Origin of the sequence: Tumebacillus lacus (genome assembly GCF_026410385.1) — a bacterium.
Taxonomy (GTDB): domain Bacteria; phylum Bacillota; class Bacilli; order Tumebacillales; family Tumebacillaceae; genus Tumebacillus; species Tumebacillus lacus.
This window is the reverse complement of sequence record NZ_JAPMLT010000003.1, coordinates 324,043-338,556: the sequence shown is the minus strand read 5'-3', so window position 1 is coordinate 338,556 and position 14,514 is coordinate 324,043. Positions and strand designations below refer to the sequence as shown.

Sequence of the window (14,514 nt, the reverse complement as noted above, 5' to 3'; positions counted from 1 at the left end):
TTGGGGGTGGAAATGTTGGCAGCAGCTACGGGAGATGTTAAACGTCGTTCTTTCTTCCGTGAGTGGATCTTGACGGTAGACCACAAGAAAATCGGGATCATGTACGCCGTAACCGCAATCGTGTTCTTCTTCATCGGCGGTTTGGCTGCGCTGTTTATCCGCACGCAGCTGGCGATGCCGGGCAACATGATCATCCCGCCCGACATGTTCAACCAAGCCTTCACCATGCACGGTACGATCATGATCTTCCTTTGGATCATTCCGATGCTCACGGGTGCGTTTGGTAACTATCTTGTGCCGATCATGATCGGTGCTCACGACATGGCGTTCCCGAAAATGAACGCTCTGAGCTACTGGCTCTTCCTGCTCGGCGGCCTTGTGCTGATGAGCTCTTTCGTTGTAGGTGCGATTCCGGAAGTGGGTTGGACGGCCTATCCGCCGTACTCCATCCAATCGCAAGGCGCAGGCCTCGACCTGTGGGTCACCTCGGTCCACATCTTGGGTCTGTCGTCCATTCTGGCGGCGATCAACTTCATCGTCACCACCTTTAACATGCGCGCTCCTGGCATGACCATGAACCGCATGCCGCTGTTCGTCTGGGCGAACCTCGTCACCTCGTTCATCCAGTTGTTCGGTACCCCGGCTCTGGCCGGTGCTGTCACCACGCTGCTGATGGACCGTCACTTGAAGACCACCTTCTACGATGTGGCTGCAGGCGGCGACCCGATGCTGTATCAGCATCTGTTCTGGTTCTATTCTCACCCGGCCGTTTACGTCATGATCGTACCGGCGATGGGGATCGTGTCTGAGATCATTCCGGTCTTTGCACGCAAACCTATTTTCGGTTACAAAGCAATCGCTTATTCTTCCATCATGATCGGTCTGCTCGGCTTCTTGGTCTGGGCTCACCACATGTTTGTAGCAGGCATGCAACTGTCCGCAGGTATTCCGTTCATGATCACCTCGCTGATCATCGCGGTACCGACGGCGATCAAGATCTTCAACTGGCTGGCTTCCCTGTGGGGCGGTCAGATCAACTACACGACTCCGATGCTGTACGTCACCTTCGGCTTCATCGGCCTGTTCACCGTCGGTGGCCTGTCCGGTATCGTCTTGGGTAACGTTCCGCTCGACCTGCATCTGCACGACACCTACTTCGTTGTCGCGCATTTCCACTACGTTCTGTTCGGCGGCTCGATGATGGCGATCATCGCGGGCACCTACTTCTGGTTCCCGAAAGTCACCGGCAAAATGTACAAGGAATCGACCGCGAAGATCATCTTCTGGACGTACTTCATCGGTACGAACCTGACCTTCTTCCCGATGCACATGATCGGTCTGAACGGCATGCCGCGCCGCGTATTCGTTTACACGCCGGACCTGACGTTCCTGAACCAGATCTCGACCGCTGGTGCTTTCCTCGTCGGCCTCGCGTCGCTCGCGTTTGTCATCCAGATCTGCGTCGCGACCATGAAGGGCGAAAAAGCTTCGGCAAACCCGTGGAACGCGAACACGCTGGAGTGGACCAACGCGTCCTCGCCGCCGACCGAGTTCAACTTCGAAGCTCTCCCGATCGTGACGGAAGATCCGTACCAATATGGTGAGAAGCCGGGTAAGTCGAAAGGCAACATCGCGTAGTTTCGCGTGTGTGAGAAGGACAAATCGCCGGAGGAGATCATCTATGGCTGTCGAGCTGTTTGTTGTTCACACCAGTCTGTCTGATGAGGAATCCGGTGTGCCTTCCCTCGCGTAGCGGTACTTCGCGAGAGACGTCACCGGTTAAGAAGTGAGCTGCGGTCGTTCCCGCGACACACTCCTTCTGGTCGTCCTCATGCAGATGTGCTGGTTCGTCATCGGCACGAAACAAGCATATCGAAAAGAAAACGCCCAAAGGAGGGTTCTCAATGGATCAGACCGCAAAATCCAGCATCAACCGCAACCCGGTCATGGAACCGGGTCCACTGTCGGACCTGAACCGCACCGGGACGCTCCGTGACTTTGTCACCGTTACCAAAATCGGGATCACCGTCGCCAACATGATGACCGTCTTCGCCGGCCTTTGGCTGGCGTCCGGCGGTCAGGCGACCGGCACGGAGATTCTCTTCACGTTGCTCGGGACGGCGTTGGTCATCATGGCCGGCACCTGCCTGAACAACTATATCGACCGAGACCTCGACAAGATGATGCAGCGCACCGCCAGCCGTGCTCTGCCGGAAGGTCGCATCTCTGCAAAAGCGGTCCTGTACATGGGCCTTGGCTTCGCAACCGTCGGGACTGTGCTCCTGGCGACGATGATCAATCCGCTGACCGCGATCCTCGGTCTGATCGGGCTCTTCGACTACGTCGTGATCTACACGATGTGGCTGAAGCGCACGTCGACCACCTCGACCATCGGCGGCGCCATCTCCGGCGCTGTGCCGCTCGTCATGGGTTGGACGGCGATCACCGGACAGATGGACCTCGCAGCTTGGGTCCTGTTTACGATCATGTTCCTGTGGCAGATGCCGCACACGCTGGCGTTGGCGATCCGCCGTTCGGAAGACTACCGCGCAGCAGGCATCCCGGTTCATCCGGTCGTCAAAGGTTTTGAAGCAACCAAGCGTCACAACATCCGGTACGTCGCGGGTCTGATCCCGGCTTCGTTCCTGCTGTACAAAGTGGCACCGGTCACCGAAGTGTACCTGTACACGGCAATCGTGCTGGGCGCGATCTGGTTCGCGCTGGCCGTCGCCGGATTCTTTGCAAAAGATACGATCAAATGGTCGCGCATCTCGTTTGTGTTCTCTCTGATCTACCTCACGACGATCAACGTCGTGTGGATCATCGAAGCATCGATCTAAAAGTTTTGAAAAAGGAGGAATCGCAATGTCTGCCCATCACGCTCCTGATTGGGTCCCGCATCGCGAAGGCACCGGCGCGAAACACGACGGTATCCTCGCAACGTGGCTCAGCCTGATCTCTTTCACGTTCTTCCTGGCAACCTTCGTTGCGGCGAACGTTTATCTGCGTGCTTGGTCGCCCGACCAGTTCAACGTGGACTTCGGGGCACAAGCAGATCTCCCGAGCTTCACCGTGATTGCTTTGCTGCTGGCAGGTTTCCTTGCTTATTTTGCGGGTACCTCCTGGAAAGCGGGCAAGCGCAAAGCCTTCGTAGGCTTCATGGTCGCTCTGACCCTCGTCTTCTTCGTGTACACCGCTCTGCAAATGTATCTGATCGCGTTCACCTGGTACCTCGGTGCCGGCGCTTGGACCGGATACATCGGCATTTATGTCTGCCAGATCCTGCTCGCCTTCACGATCATCGGCTTCCTCATCGCGAACGTTAAGTACTACGGCGACCGCAATGAAAAGCAAATGCGCAGCTTGGTTCCGGCGACGATGTCGATCATCTTCTACGCAGTTGTGATCGGCCTTGCTGTCCTCGTGATCACCAACATGATCTCCATTGGCGAATTCGCTGACTGGTGCGGCACGAAGCTCCAGCAACTCACCAACTAAGTAGGGAGGGACTCTAACATGATTATGATCGGCGCTGCGCTTGGGCTGTTTGTTTTCTCCGGCCTGCTGTGGATGTTGTTCAACTTCACGTCCTCCATCTCTACGAAGAAATAATCGACGCACATCCGCATGATCCCATGTAGAACTTACATGGGATCATGCTTTTTTATTAACAAGTAACAGATGGGAGGATTTTGGCTGTTTGACTCGAAATGTGTAAAGCCGGATCGGAACATCGAACGGGAAAGGAGGCAGGACCGTTGCTGGAAACGATCTTAAACGCGGCAGGCGTCCTGCTGATCGCCGGTCTGTTGGCCGCGATGGTCGGGACGATTGCTTATGGATTGGAACCGATGTGGAGACGACGGATGAAAGAGCGGATCGGCCGCCGGGAAAAAGTGTTGCATACGGCGGAGGTTCATACCGAATTGATCGGCTATACCCTAGTGAAAAATCATTGGGAATTGGTCGGCTGGGGAGCGGCGCTGGCGTTTGTCTGGTGGCTCACCGACAGCAGCGGGACGCGCGGCATTGCCACGTTTGCTTATCTGCTGATGGTGGTGCGTCATCTGTACCGTCACAGTGCTTTTCAGGCGGATCAAGGATTTGTTATCACCTTGCGTGGTCTGCACCTGTTCCCGGAGCGACAAGGCCGCCCGATCTGGAAGGGCGGGCGTCATCAGTTTCTTGACTGGCAGGAGATCGACGGCTACCGGGTCGACGGCAGCCTGTTGCAGTTTTTCCGCGGGGAGCACATGGCGGTGCAGGTGGAGTTTGACCTGCCGGATCACCGCCGTCTGCGCGAGTTGTTGCACGATCTGAAGATCCCCCGCTTGGAAGCGTTTGACCGCGTCTGGGTCGCGCAGGTTGATGAGCAGGCGTTGTTCCGCTTGGAAGATGAGATCTGTTCCCTTGGCTGGGAGTTGATCGACCTCTATCAAGAGGAAATGCAGGCGATGGGGCTGCGGCCGGAGTTGAGCGTGATGCGCAACATGCCGGGTGATCGGCTGCTCGACGAGCATGCGCGCTCGTGGCTGCAACTCCATCTGTTCCATGCGGAGACGTTGGAGCGGCAGTCTGTCGGCTCTTACCCGCTCTGGCAGAGCAGCGGGTCGGTCGGTTATCTGATCGGTCTGCTCGATCAGGAGTTGCTGGACCGCCTCAACGAGTGGATTCGTCATGTGTTGCATGACAGCACTCCGTCTTCGAAGGGGGTGGTGTCATGAGCGGGGCTGTGATCGGATTTGTATGTGCCACGCTGGTCTGGGTGTTTTTATATGGATGGAACGTGCCGCTTCGCCAGTGGGCACTGGGCCGGGCTCTGGAGCGCAATGTGCGGGCGGAGATCGCCGTGCGCGTCGTCTCGTCGCCTCCGGGCACGCTGAACGCCATCGCGTCGACGATGATCGTCACCTTTTTCACCGCCGGACTGTTGCGCGGGGTGGATGTGGAGTTTGCCAAAGGGGTCGCGTTGGCCGGTGTGCTGATCTCGGCGGTCTGGCCGTTTTATCTGCGCAGTCAGACGCGCACATGTGAGATCGTGGTGTTTGATTCTGAGGGGGTGACGATTTTGCCCCCTCGTTACGCGCTGGTCGGGCAGGGGACGTTTGAGACGCGGATCGAGTGGCAGGATTGCTTTGGCTATTCGGTGCAGCGGGGGACGATCCTGTTTGCGCTCAAACCGCTCGGACATGTCGAACAGCAGTATGGTCCGCACCGCGAAGAGATGGAGCGCGTGCTGGACTCCCTTGGCGTCCGCAAGCTGGTCGCGTACGATGCGCTGCCGACGGCCGAATTGGACCGCGCCAGTCTGGAGCGTCTGGAAGCCCGGCTGATCGATACGGCCGATGATGTGATCGCCGGGTATCAGAATGAGCTGCTCGGATACGGATGGCGCGTGGAGCCGCAAGTGCTCTACAACGAGGAGTTTGACGGCCGCGAGCTGCGCGAGGCACATGCCAACATGCACTTGGCGCTCTGGCAAGGAGACGATTGCGTGTTGGAGCAGGAATGGCTGATCTGGGAGTGGGACGACGAGTCGGTCGAGGTGTTGGCGTTGCCTGACGACAGGCTTTATGAATCGATAGACGACCGTGTGCATGCGATGATCGAACAGCGTCTGCGCGAGATGGGCAAAGAAGCGATGCCGGCGCCGCGCATGCAGTAGTTCGGACGGAAAGGGATCCTGCAAATGAAAGCATGGAACGGGCTTCGCAAGGGGCTCTCTCATTTTGAATTGTATGAAGTGGTCGGCATCGTGGTCTCGATCCTGGCGATGACCGTGTTTTTTGCCTATGGCGATGCGGTCGACCAAAAGCAGGGCGTGGAGGGCTGGCATTGGTATCCGGTGCAGTGGATCTGGGACATCTACCGGGACTTTATCCCCAAGGCGTTTCTGATTGCGCTCGCCGTGCTGCTTTTCGTCGGTTGGTGGAAGTACCGCGACCTGCGCTGGGGTGTGAAAAAGACGCTGACGATCGCCCGCGTGGCATTGCCGTTTTGCGTGCTGTTGATCATCTACCGGGCGTTGAATTTTTACATCCCGCTGTTTGCGCCGGTCGACCGAGACCAGTGGCTGTTGGATGTCGATCAGTGGTTGTTCGGCACCCACCCGTCGCTGTGGATGGAGCCGATGATCAGGCCTTGGTTGACCGACTGGATGTCGTTCGTGTATATGGCGTGGTTCCCGATGATCTTTATCACGTTGCTGCTGATGTTTTTGCATGCGCGGCAAACGGTGGCGGCGTATGTGACGTCCGCGCTGTTTTCGTTTTATATCGGTTATTTCTGCTATACGCTGGTGCCGGCGACAGGTCCGCTGTATACGCTGGCCGACAGCTATACGGTGTCGTTGACCGGCGGTGCGATCTCCGACCTGCGGCAAGGAGTGGTCTCGCCGAACGACTTGGCGGTGCCGCGCGATGTGTTCCCGTCGTTGCATACGGCGATCTCCTGCGTGATGTTTTATTACATCGCCAAGTACCGTCCCCGCTGGCTGTGGTTGTACGTGCCGATGGTGGTCAGCATTTTGATCTCCACGGTGTATCTGCGCTATCACTATGTGATCGACGTGTTCGCCGGTGTCGCGCTGGCGGCGTTTACCTGCTATGCGGGCGAGCGGTGGAGCGTGTGGTGGCGTGTGCGGATGGGGAGACAAGAAGAGCGTGACTCTGCGTGACGGAGTCGCGCTTTTTTTGTGCCCGTTTGACACATACTAACGGCTAACTGACTCGTATCCGAACCACATGCGGAAGGGAGTGATCGCTATCATCTGGTCGACGGTGATCGTACTGCTGACCATCCTCGGTCTGTTGCTGGTCGGGACTGTGATATTCCTTGAAAACCGCAATCCGGAAAAGACTGTGGCATGGCTGGTCGTGCTGGCGGTCTTTCCGCTGGTCGGTTTTGTGTTCTATCTGCTCTTCGGGCGCAACGCCCGGAAACGCAAACTGTTCCACCACAAGTACATCGACGAACAGAAACTGCGAAGCGTGGTGCATCATCAACGCGGGATCCTCGCGGGCGAGCAGCGCTTTGGCAACGTGGTCGATCAAAAGCGGCGGCTGATCAAACTGCTGTTGCACACCGCGATGGCCCCGATCACGCAAAACAACCGGGTCACGGTGCTGACCGACGGCGATGAAAAATTTGCCGCGATGCTCTCGGCGATTCGCGGGGCTCGTCATCACGTGCATCTGCAATATTACATCTTCAAAGATGATGAGATCGGGCGAGAAACGCGCGACCTGCTGATTCAAAAGGCGGAGGAAGGCGTGCAGGTGCGGGTGTTGATCGACGGGCTCGGCTCGCGGACGACACCGGAGGCGTTTTGGGAAAAGATGCGGCAGTCCGGTGTGGAATTGGCGATCTTTTTCCCGGTGCGCTTTCCGTTTCTTACGTCACGCTTGAATTTCCGCAATCACCGCAAGACGGTGGTGGTCGATGGGCGGACAGCGTTTATCGGCGGGATGAACATCGGCGACGAGTATCTGTCGCGTACGCAGAAGTTTGGGTTTTGGCGGGATACGCATTTGAAATTGGAAGGGGCCTGTGTGCATTATCTGCAGCAGATCTTTTTGAACGACTGGTATTTTATCACCGAGCGGCGAGTGAACGGCGCGCCTTTTTACCCGGAGCACGATCCCGTCGGAGAGCAACTGGCGCAGGTAGTGGCATGCGGACCGGACTCGGACTGGGAGTCGATCCGGCAGGTGTTCTTTACGGCGCTGGCGACGGCGGAGCGGAAAATCTACATCGAGACACCGTATTTTGTGCCGGATGAGGATATCATCATGGCGTTGAAGACGGCGGCGCTCAGCGGGCTGGATGTGCGGTTGATCGTGCAGGGCATCGCGGAGTACAAACTGACGTATTGGGCATCGCGCTCGTACTTTGACGATCTGCTCAAGGCGGGGGTAAAAGTGTACAAGTATCAAAAAGGGATCATGCATGCCAAGGTGTTGCTGGTGGATGACATCGTCGGGTCGGTGGGATCGGCGAACTTTGACATCCGCAGTTTTCAGTTGAATTTTGAGGTGAGTGCGCTGTTGTATGACCGGGGGTTTGTGCAGCGGTTGGAGCAGGACTTTTGGCGGGATGTGGAGGACAGCATCGAGGTGCGCCGGGAGTCGTATATGAAACGGCCGTTGTTTGATCGGTTGAAAGAGTCGGGGGCGAGGTTGTTGTCGCCTTTGTTGTAACCATTGCCCAGTTCCCGTAATACCTTGAAGAGGGAAGTCGAGGCAGATTCGACATTTTTTCAAGGATGAAGGAGGAACTGGGCTTTGAAGGACGAACGACAGGTCGCATATGAACTGCTGATGCGTGAGATGGAGAAATTGGCCGAACTCATTCACGAAAGCCAGCAGAACCAACATGAGTTTATGCAGGAGGCCTATCAGATCATCCGGGAGCAAGGGCAGGATGTGGAACTGATGCGCCATCAACAGAGCCTGGGCCAATACATTCTGGAGCAATTGCAACAGGCGTTGCAGGCGGACGGCAAGTTGCCGAGCACGATGGAGATCGCCCTGCCGCCGGAACTGCAGGATCAGTTCCAGCAGATGACGGGCACCATGCAACCGGGCCTGATGCCGTCAGGGACAATGCAGCCGGGCATGATGCCGTCGGGTACGATGCAACCGGGTACGATGCAACCGGGCATGATGCCGTCGGGCACGATGCAGCCGGGCACGATGCAGCCGGGCACGATGCAGCCGGGGACGATGCAGCCGGGCATGATGCCGAAGACGGCGGACGAGGCGGTGGATCTGAGCGGGGGCATGAGTCAGTCGATGCAGCCGGGAACGGGCTTGCCGCAACCGACCGAGTTGGTGCCGCCGGCGCGTGCGGAAGAAACGGCTGTGGCGGGTATTACGGACGATGGGCAGACGGAGACGGACATTCGCCCTCAGAAGGCGGCGCAGGCGCAGGTTCGATTTTTGCATGCAGCACCGGGCGTGCCGAACGTCGATGTGGTCGTCGACGGTCGCAAAGTGGCGACCGACGTCGGCTATGAAGGGATCAGCCCGTATCTGGCGCTTGGACCGGGCGCGCACCGTGTCCAACTGTTCCGCACGGGACAGACGACCGGCGCCGTCATCGATCAGGAGGTCAAACTCCTGCCGAACCGCCACTACACGGTCGCTGTCTCCGGCATCCCCGAAGATGTCAAGCCGGTGGTGGTGGAAGACAGCCGTCGTGGCGGCAAACCCGGCTTTGCCCGCTTGAAGATCGTCCATCTCGCCACGAACGCGCCGTCTGTGGATGTGACGCTTCCCTCCGGCAAGATCCTGATCGGCGACTTGCGATTCCGCAAGATCTCGCCTTACCTGCAGGTGACCCCGGGCGTGCGCGACTTGGAACTGCGCCAAGCCGGCAAAAAAGAGACCCTGATCAAGATCCCGCAAATCACTTTCGACAAAAACATCACCTACACGCTGTACGTGCTTCCCCAGGTCTCTCCGCAACGGGCCGTCGAGACGCTGCTCCTGCCGGAAGCCTGACCAAAAAAATCCCGCCTCTCATTTCAGGAGAGACGGGATTTTTTTTCATGAGCAAAAGGGAATCCTGTGTAAGAAGCGAATCTCTGTTGCTGTACATTACTGCTATTGGCTGGAAAGGATGTCTTGTCCACATGATCGAACGTTCCTTTGGCCGAACCGGCTGGCAAGTCCCGATCTTGAGCTTCGGTGCCCAGCGCATCGTCGACGAACACAACTGCACCGAGGAAGAAGCGATTCAGATCGTCCACACGGCGATCGAGCGCGGCATCACCTATTTCGATACAGCTCCGAGCTACTCCGACGGTCAATCGGAGCACCGCCTCGGCCTCGCCCTGCAAGGCGGCCTTCGCGAACGGGTCAAGATCGCGACCAAAACGCACGACCGCACCCGCGACGGCTCGTGGCGGCTGCTGGAGGAGAGCCTGAAACGACTTCAGACCGACTCTGTCGACGAATGGCGGCTGCACAACGTCGTCGATCTGGAGCAATTGGACCGCTGCTTCGCCCCCGACGGCGCCCTGAAGGCTCTGCAAGAGGCACAGGAGCAAGGCGTCGTCAAAAAGCTCTCGATCAGCGGCCACACCAACCCGCAGGTGCAGGTGGAAGCGTTGCGCCGCTTTGACTTTGACTCGGCGTTGGTCGCGCTCTCGGCGCTCGACCATCATATCTATTCCTTCGCTCATGAGTTCCTGCCGCTGGCGATGGAGAAAAAGACGGCCGTCATCGGCATGAAGGTGATCGCGCTCGGCAAGCTCGGTCCGTGGTACGAGCAAGCGCTTCGCTACACGATGTCGCTGCCGATCTCGACGATCATCGTCGGCATGGAGACGATGGACCAACTGGAGAAAAATCTGGCCGTCGCCGAAAGCTTCTCCCCGATGACGGAGATGGAGCGGCTTGATTTCTGGAAGGAAATCATGCACCTCGCCACGCCGCAGACCCTGCCGTGGAAAGCGGAACAGTGGGGCGCGGACGACTGGTACCAGCGGGCGGAGTAAATGCGAAAAGCCAGCGCATGTGACCATACGCTGGCTTTTCCGCTCATGAATCAGTGACGGCCGCAACCGCCGCTGGAGCAACTGCCGCAGCCGCCTGCCGCGCCGCTGCCCGGGTCTTCGCTCTTTTCGACCGGGAGCACGCCGGAGACGGTGGAGACGACCGTCTGCAGGATGCCTTGGACGATGTCGTTGAGGTCTTCCTGCGCCTCGCGGTACTCGTCGATCAGCGGGATGGACGCGATCTGGTCGAGGACCGTCTCATACTCCTGTTGCGCCTTGATCGAGGCCGGGTGGTCGTAGCCGTGGCGCAAGGAGGTCTGCGAAAACGCGTTGCGCTTTGCTTTGACGATAAACATCAGAGCTTGCGCGTCTGCATGGCGGTTCATTTTGTCGGACGCTTGACGGAAGCGGTGCATCTCTTCCGAGCTTTGCAAAAGGTTGACGATCTGATGCGCTTTGCCGAGAATGGCAGCGCGTTGATCCACAAGGTTCATCATATAAGAAATGTCCTCCTCTCGGGACAGTACAGGTAGATAGAAATCGGGGTGATGTCTCCATGCTGGAGACCCAATTGCACGAATATGCCAATCGGCTCGCCGAGCAACAGCCCGGCTACACGGCCGATGAGTTTATGGAACTGCTGTCAGGTATTCTGACGGCGACGATCCGCCATCACGGCGAAGAGACGGTCAGGCAGATGAGCGAGGCGACGGTGATGAAGGTGATCCAGTCGCAGGTGAGCGAACTGATCCGCTTCAAACGCCTCGACAAACTGATGCGCAAACGGGATCATCTGGCCTGATCCGCAGAATCATGATGTGAAAAAAGAAGACCGACGCGTGCGGTCTTCTTTTCATTATAGCAGACTTGCATCGTTTTTTACACGCGCCAGAGCAGTCAAATCGACTGGGCAACGAGGAAGCATACGCCAACGGCGATCCCCGAGCGGGAGCGGGATGTATCGATTGTAAACGAGAACTTCCGGTTGACTTATACTCTGTCGTCAACCATACTATAAGGAATCCCAACACATTATTAAGGAAACGGGAGTTCTCTAAAATGACAGAATTACAGCGCAATTTTTGGTTGACTCTGATCGGTCGCTCGATTTCCCGCTTGGGAAATACATTTCATTTTCTGGCTCTTTCCTTAATGATCTATGCGAAAACGGAATCTGCGCTCAGCGTGGGTCAAGCGATGGTCGCCACCACGCTGCCGATGCTGATCGTCGGACCGCTCGCCGGCGTGTGGATCGACCGCCTCGACAAACGCAAACTCGCGGTGATCTGCGAGATTCTGCGCGGATTGACGGTGCTCGCGATCCCGTTCATGCCGGATGTTCGCCTTATGTATCTGTTCGCCTTCCTCTCTTCGATGATCGGCAACATCTCCAACACGGCTCAGTCGGCGCTCACGCCGCAGTTGTTCCCGCGCGAGGAGTTGCTCGGCTACAACGCCAAGATCCAGACCGCGATCCAGACGATGGGCATCGTCGGCCCGATTCTCGCCGGCCTCGTCGTCTCGATGTGGGGATACACCGCTGCGTTCGTGGTCGACTTTGCCACGTTTGTCCTCTCAGCCCTCACGTTGGCTTTGCTGATCGTGCCGAAGTGGATCGCGCCGTCGGACACGGAGCGTGAGAAGTCGCAGTTTTGGCGTGAATTAAGTGAAGGGGCGACCTATATGGTCCGTCAGCCGCGCGTGATGAACGCGATCTTGATCATGTTTACGGCGATGGCGTTGTCGGGCATGTTCAACGTCTTGTTCATCGTCTTTTCCAAAGACATCATCGCTGTCACCGACCGTCAGTTCGGCTGGCTGGAGGCGGGCATCGGCATTGGACTTGCCCTCGGTGCGTTTCTGATGAACTTTGCCAAGCGGATCGATCTGCTGCTCTTTGTGCGGCTCGGCATGATCGTCGACGCGCTTTTGATCAGCGCACTCGGCTATCTGGTGCACTCGTTCTATGCGGAATGGGTGGTCGTCGTCGGATTTGGCGTCTGCACGGTGTTTGCGATGATCGCCGCTGCGACGATCATTCAGACGGAGACCGACCCGCAGTACATGGGGCGGGTGATGGGCTTTTACGACACGATCTTCATGGCCGGCACCGTGCTGTCGATGGCGTTGGCCGGTGTGGTGGAAACGGTATTCACCGTGCGTGAGATCTTTATCTACGGCGGTCTGGTCACCGCGGGTCTCATCGCCCTGCTCAGTCTGAAACGCCTGCCCAAAGCGGCGGAGACACCTGTGCCTGCGTCCTCGTCGTCTTCGGCTGTCGAATCGGCTTCCTAAAAAAATACGGGTCTGTGTTCCCGAAACGGGATGGCACAGACCCGTATTTTTTGTTTGTCAGGCGTTTTTCGCTTTGGTGTAGACGGCGGTTAGCAACACGCGGTAGACGGCGTAGAGGCCGAGGTAGCCGGCTGCGATGAGGAAGAACGGGTCCATGAAGATCTCGTGGATGTGCGTGGTGAACTCGGTGCCCGCCAGCTTGATTTTCAGCGTGTGCCAGGCGGCGGAGATGTTGGCGGTGACCATCGCCAGTGCGCCGATCAGATCGAACCACCACGCGTATCGGCGGTTGCGCAGGGCGAACATGATCAGCGGAGCGAGGATCGCGCTGAGGCCAAACAAAAACGGCAGCATGGGGAGACGCCTCCTTTACCCGGTAGGATTTGCCGCGTGCCGTGGTTTATACTGGGAGAGGAACGAAAGGAGTGGGAGGGCATGAAGCCGTTTCAAGTGACGCTGTTTACCAAAGAGGACTGCCACCTCTGCGACAAGACCAAGGAGATCCTCGACCGGGTGGGGCTGTTTTATCCGTTGACGGTGGAGGAGTTTGACATCACGACCGACGAGAGCGTGTACGCCCGCTATTTTGATAAGATCCCGGTGCTGCACATCGACGGGGAAGAGGCGTTTGTCTCGAAGATCGCCGAGCACTGGCTGCGGCGTTATCTGGAGGAGCGAAAAGCGGACAAGCAATGAAGATGCAGCGTTCCGGGCATGCTGAACGTTGAGGTGAGGTCTGGTTATGCAAGTTCGTATCGGATACGTGTCGATCGCATTGGCGATCTACAACAACACGCCGAGTTCGACGTTTACGTATAAGCTGTTTCAGCAGCGACCTTATGAGGAAGCGATGGCGCGGGCGATCGAGGTCGGGCGCAAAAATATCGCCGCCACCCGGCGCATTCTCTATTACAACGCCGCGCACGGGATCAAATTGTACCGCATGAGTTCGTCGCTGATCCCGCTGGCGACGCACCCGGACGTGGGCATCGACGTGCAGGCGACGTATGCAAAGGAGTTGCGCGACCTCGGCGCATTTGCCAAAAGGCACGACATCCGGCTGTCGATGCATCCCAATCAGTTCACGCTGCTCAACGGTTCGGACAAGGTGGTGGAGGCGGCCCTGCGCGACCTCGACTACCACACGTCGCTGATGGACGGGATGGAGCTCGATCACCGGCACAAGGTCAACATCCACATCGGCGGCGTGTACGGGGACAAAGAGACGGCGTTGCAAAAGCTGTATGACAATTTTCCGCTCGTGCCGGAAAACGTCCGGCAGCGGCTGACGTTTGAAAATGATGACAAAGCCTACACGATGGCCGAGACGCTGGCCGCCTGCGAACGGCTCGGGCAGCCGATGATGCTGGACATCCACCACGACTGGTGCAACAAAAGCGACGAGACCACGCTGGACCTGTTGCCCCGCATCCGGGACACGTGGGGGGACGCGCCGCTGAAAATGCACGTGTCGTCGCCAAAGGACGAGCATGAGTTTCGCTCGCACGCCGACTTTATCGACCCGGAGCGATTGCTTTTGTTTCTCAAAGGGTGCAAAGAGCAGAAAATGAACCGCGTCGACGTGATGGTCGAAGCGAAACAAAAGGATCTGGCCTGCCTGAAACTGGCGGAAGACCTCGCGAAAGTGCGAGGGATCAAGCGGGTGGACGGTGCGGTGTTGGAGATGTAAAAAAAGCTCTCCCCTGAAACGGGGAGAG

General features: G+C 57.7%; 15 protein-coding genes. 13 read left to right on the top strand and 2 right to left on the bottom strand.

The features are described from left to right. Window positions 1–15 precede the first annotated feature (15 nt). The 9 genes from ctaD to OS242_RS08900 all read left to right on the top strand — a co-directional run bounded on the left by ctaD (window position 16) and on the right by OS242_RS08900 (window position 10,501). On the top strand, window positions 16–1,638 hold the full coding sequence (gene ctaD / locus OS242_RS08940; RefSeq protein WP_267151332.1) for a cytochrome c oxidase subunit I: 1,623 nt from the start codon (window positions 16–18) through the stop codon (window positions 1,636–1,638). 266 nt (window positions 1,639–1,904) lie between these two features. Then, window positions 1,905–2,840: a heme o synthase gene (gene cyoE, locus OS242_RS08935; protein WP_267151331.1), complete on the top strand. Its 936-nt coding sequence runs from the start codon at window positions 1,905–1,907 to the stop codon at window positions 2,838–2,840. 25 nt (window positions 2,841–2,865) lie between these two features. Next, entirely contained in the window at window positions 2,866–3,498 is a 633-nt protein-coding gene (locus tag OS242_RS08930) for a hypothetical protein (RefSeq protein WP_267151330.1), read from the top strand. Window positions 3,499–3,758: 260 nt separating this feature from the next. Continuing rightward, window positions 3,759–4,724, top strand: a complete 966-nt coding sequence (locus OS242_RS08925; RefSeq protein WP_267151329.1) for a hypothetical protein — start codon at window positions 3,759–3,761, stop codon at window positions 4,722–4,724. Beyond that, window positions 4,721–5,665, top strand: coding sequence for a hypothetical protein (locus OS242_RS08920; protein ID WP_267151328.1), 945 nt, complete (start codon window positions 4,721–4,723; stop codon window positions 5,663–5,665). The genes OS242_RS08925 and OS242_RS08920 overlap by 4 nt, the downstream gene beginning before the upstream one ends. A 24-nt stretch (window positions 5,666–5,689) precedes the next feature. Next, window positions 5,690–6,676: a phosphatase PAP2 family protein gene (locus OS242_RS08915; protein ID WP_267151327.1), complete on the top strand. Its 987-nt coding sequence runs from the start codon at window positions 5,690–5,692 to the stop codon at window positions 6,674–6,676. A gap of 79 nt (window positions 6,677–6,755) precedes the next feature. Then, on the top strand, window positions 6,756–8,198 hold the full coding sequence (cls, locus tag OS242_RS08910) for a cardiolipin synthase (RefSeq protein WP_267151326.1): 1,443 nt from the start codon (window positions 6,756–6,758) through the stop codon (window positions 8,196–8,198). 84 nt (window positions 8,199–8,282) lie between these two features. Beyond that, a complete protein-coding gene (locus OS242_RS08905) occupies window positions 8,283–9,503 on the top strand; it encodes a DUF4397 domain-containing protein (protein WP_267151325.1) in 1,221 nt (406 codons plus the stop codon). Window positions 9,504–9,634: 131 nt separating this feature from the next. Then, complete coding sequence (locus OS242_RS08900; RefSeq protein WP_267151324.1) at window positions 9,635–10,501, top strand: aldo/keto reductase; 867 nt, start codon at window positions 9,635–9,637, stop codon at window positions 10,499–10,501. A gap of 50 nt (window positions 10,502–10,551) precedes the next feature. On the opposite strand, the gene OS242_RS08895 is transcribed toward OS242_RS08900, so the two are convergent. Next, a complete protein-coding gene (locus OS242_RS08895) occupies window positions 10,552–10,998 on the bottom strand; it encodes a YlbF family regulator (protein ID WP_267151323.1) in 447 nt (148 codons plus the stop codon). Window positions 10,999–11,057: 59 nt separating this feature from the next. On the opposite strand from OS242_RS08895, the gene OS242_RS08890 reads away from it, so the two are divergent. Together OS242_RS08890 and OS242_RS08885 are read left to right on the top strand one after the other, a co-directional pair. Beyond that, complete coding sequence (locus OS242_RS08890) at window positions 11,058–11,303, top strand: hypothetical protein (protein ID WP_267151322.1); 246 nt, start codon at window positions 11,058–11,060, stop codon at window positions 11,301–11,303. A gap of 257 nt (window positions 11,304–11,560) precedes the next feature. Further along, window positions 11,561–12,796 carry an MFS transporter gene (locus OS242_RS08885; protein ID WP_267151321.1) on the top strand — a complete coding sequence of 412 codons (1,236 nt, stop codon included), beginning with the start codon at window positions 11,561–11,563 and terminating at the stop codon, window positions 12,794–12,796. 57 nt (window positions 12,797–12,853) lie between these two features. Here OS242_RS08885 and OS242_RS08880 read toward each other — a convergent pair whose 3' ends face one another. Beyond that, the gene (locus OS242_RS08880) at window positions 12,854–13,150 is read right to left on the bottom strand and encodes a hypothetical protein (protein WP_267151320.1); all 297 of its coding nucleotides are present in this window, start codon (window positions 13,148–13,150) and stop codon (window positions 12,854–12,856) included. A gap of 81 nt (window positions 13,151–13,231) precedes the next feature. Between OS242_RS08880 and OS242_RS08875 the strand changes: the two genes are divergently transcribed. Beyond that, window positions 13,232–13,492 (top strand): glutaredoxin family protein, encoded by a 261-nt coding sequence (locus OS242_RS08875; RefSeq protein WP_267151319.1) that lies wholly within the window; start codon window positions 13,232–13,234, stop codon window positions 13,490–13,492. A 46-nt stretch (window positions 13,493–13,538) separates the two neighbouring features. Further along, the gene (gene uvsE, locus OS242_RS08870; RefSeq protein WP_267151318.1) at window positions 13,539–14,486 is read left to right on the top strand and encodes a UV DNA damage repair endonuclease UvsE; all 948 of its coding nucleotides are present in this window, start codon (window positions 13,539–13,541) and stop codon (window positions 14,484–14,486) included. The last annotated feature ends 28 nt before the right edge of the window (window positions 14,487–14,514 follow it).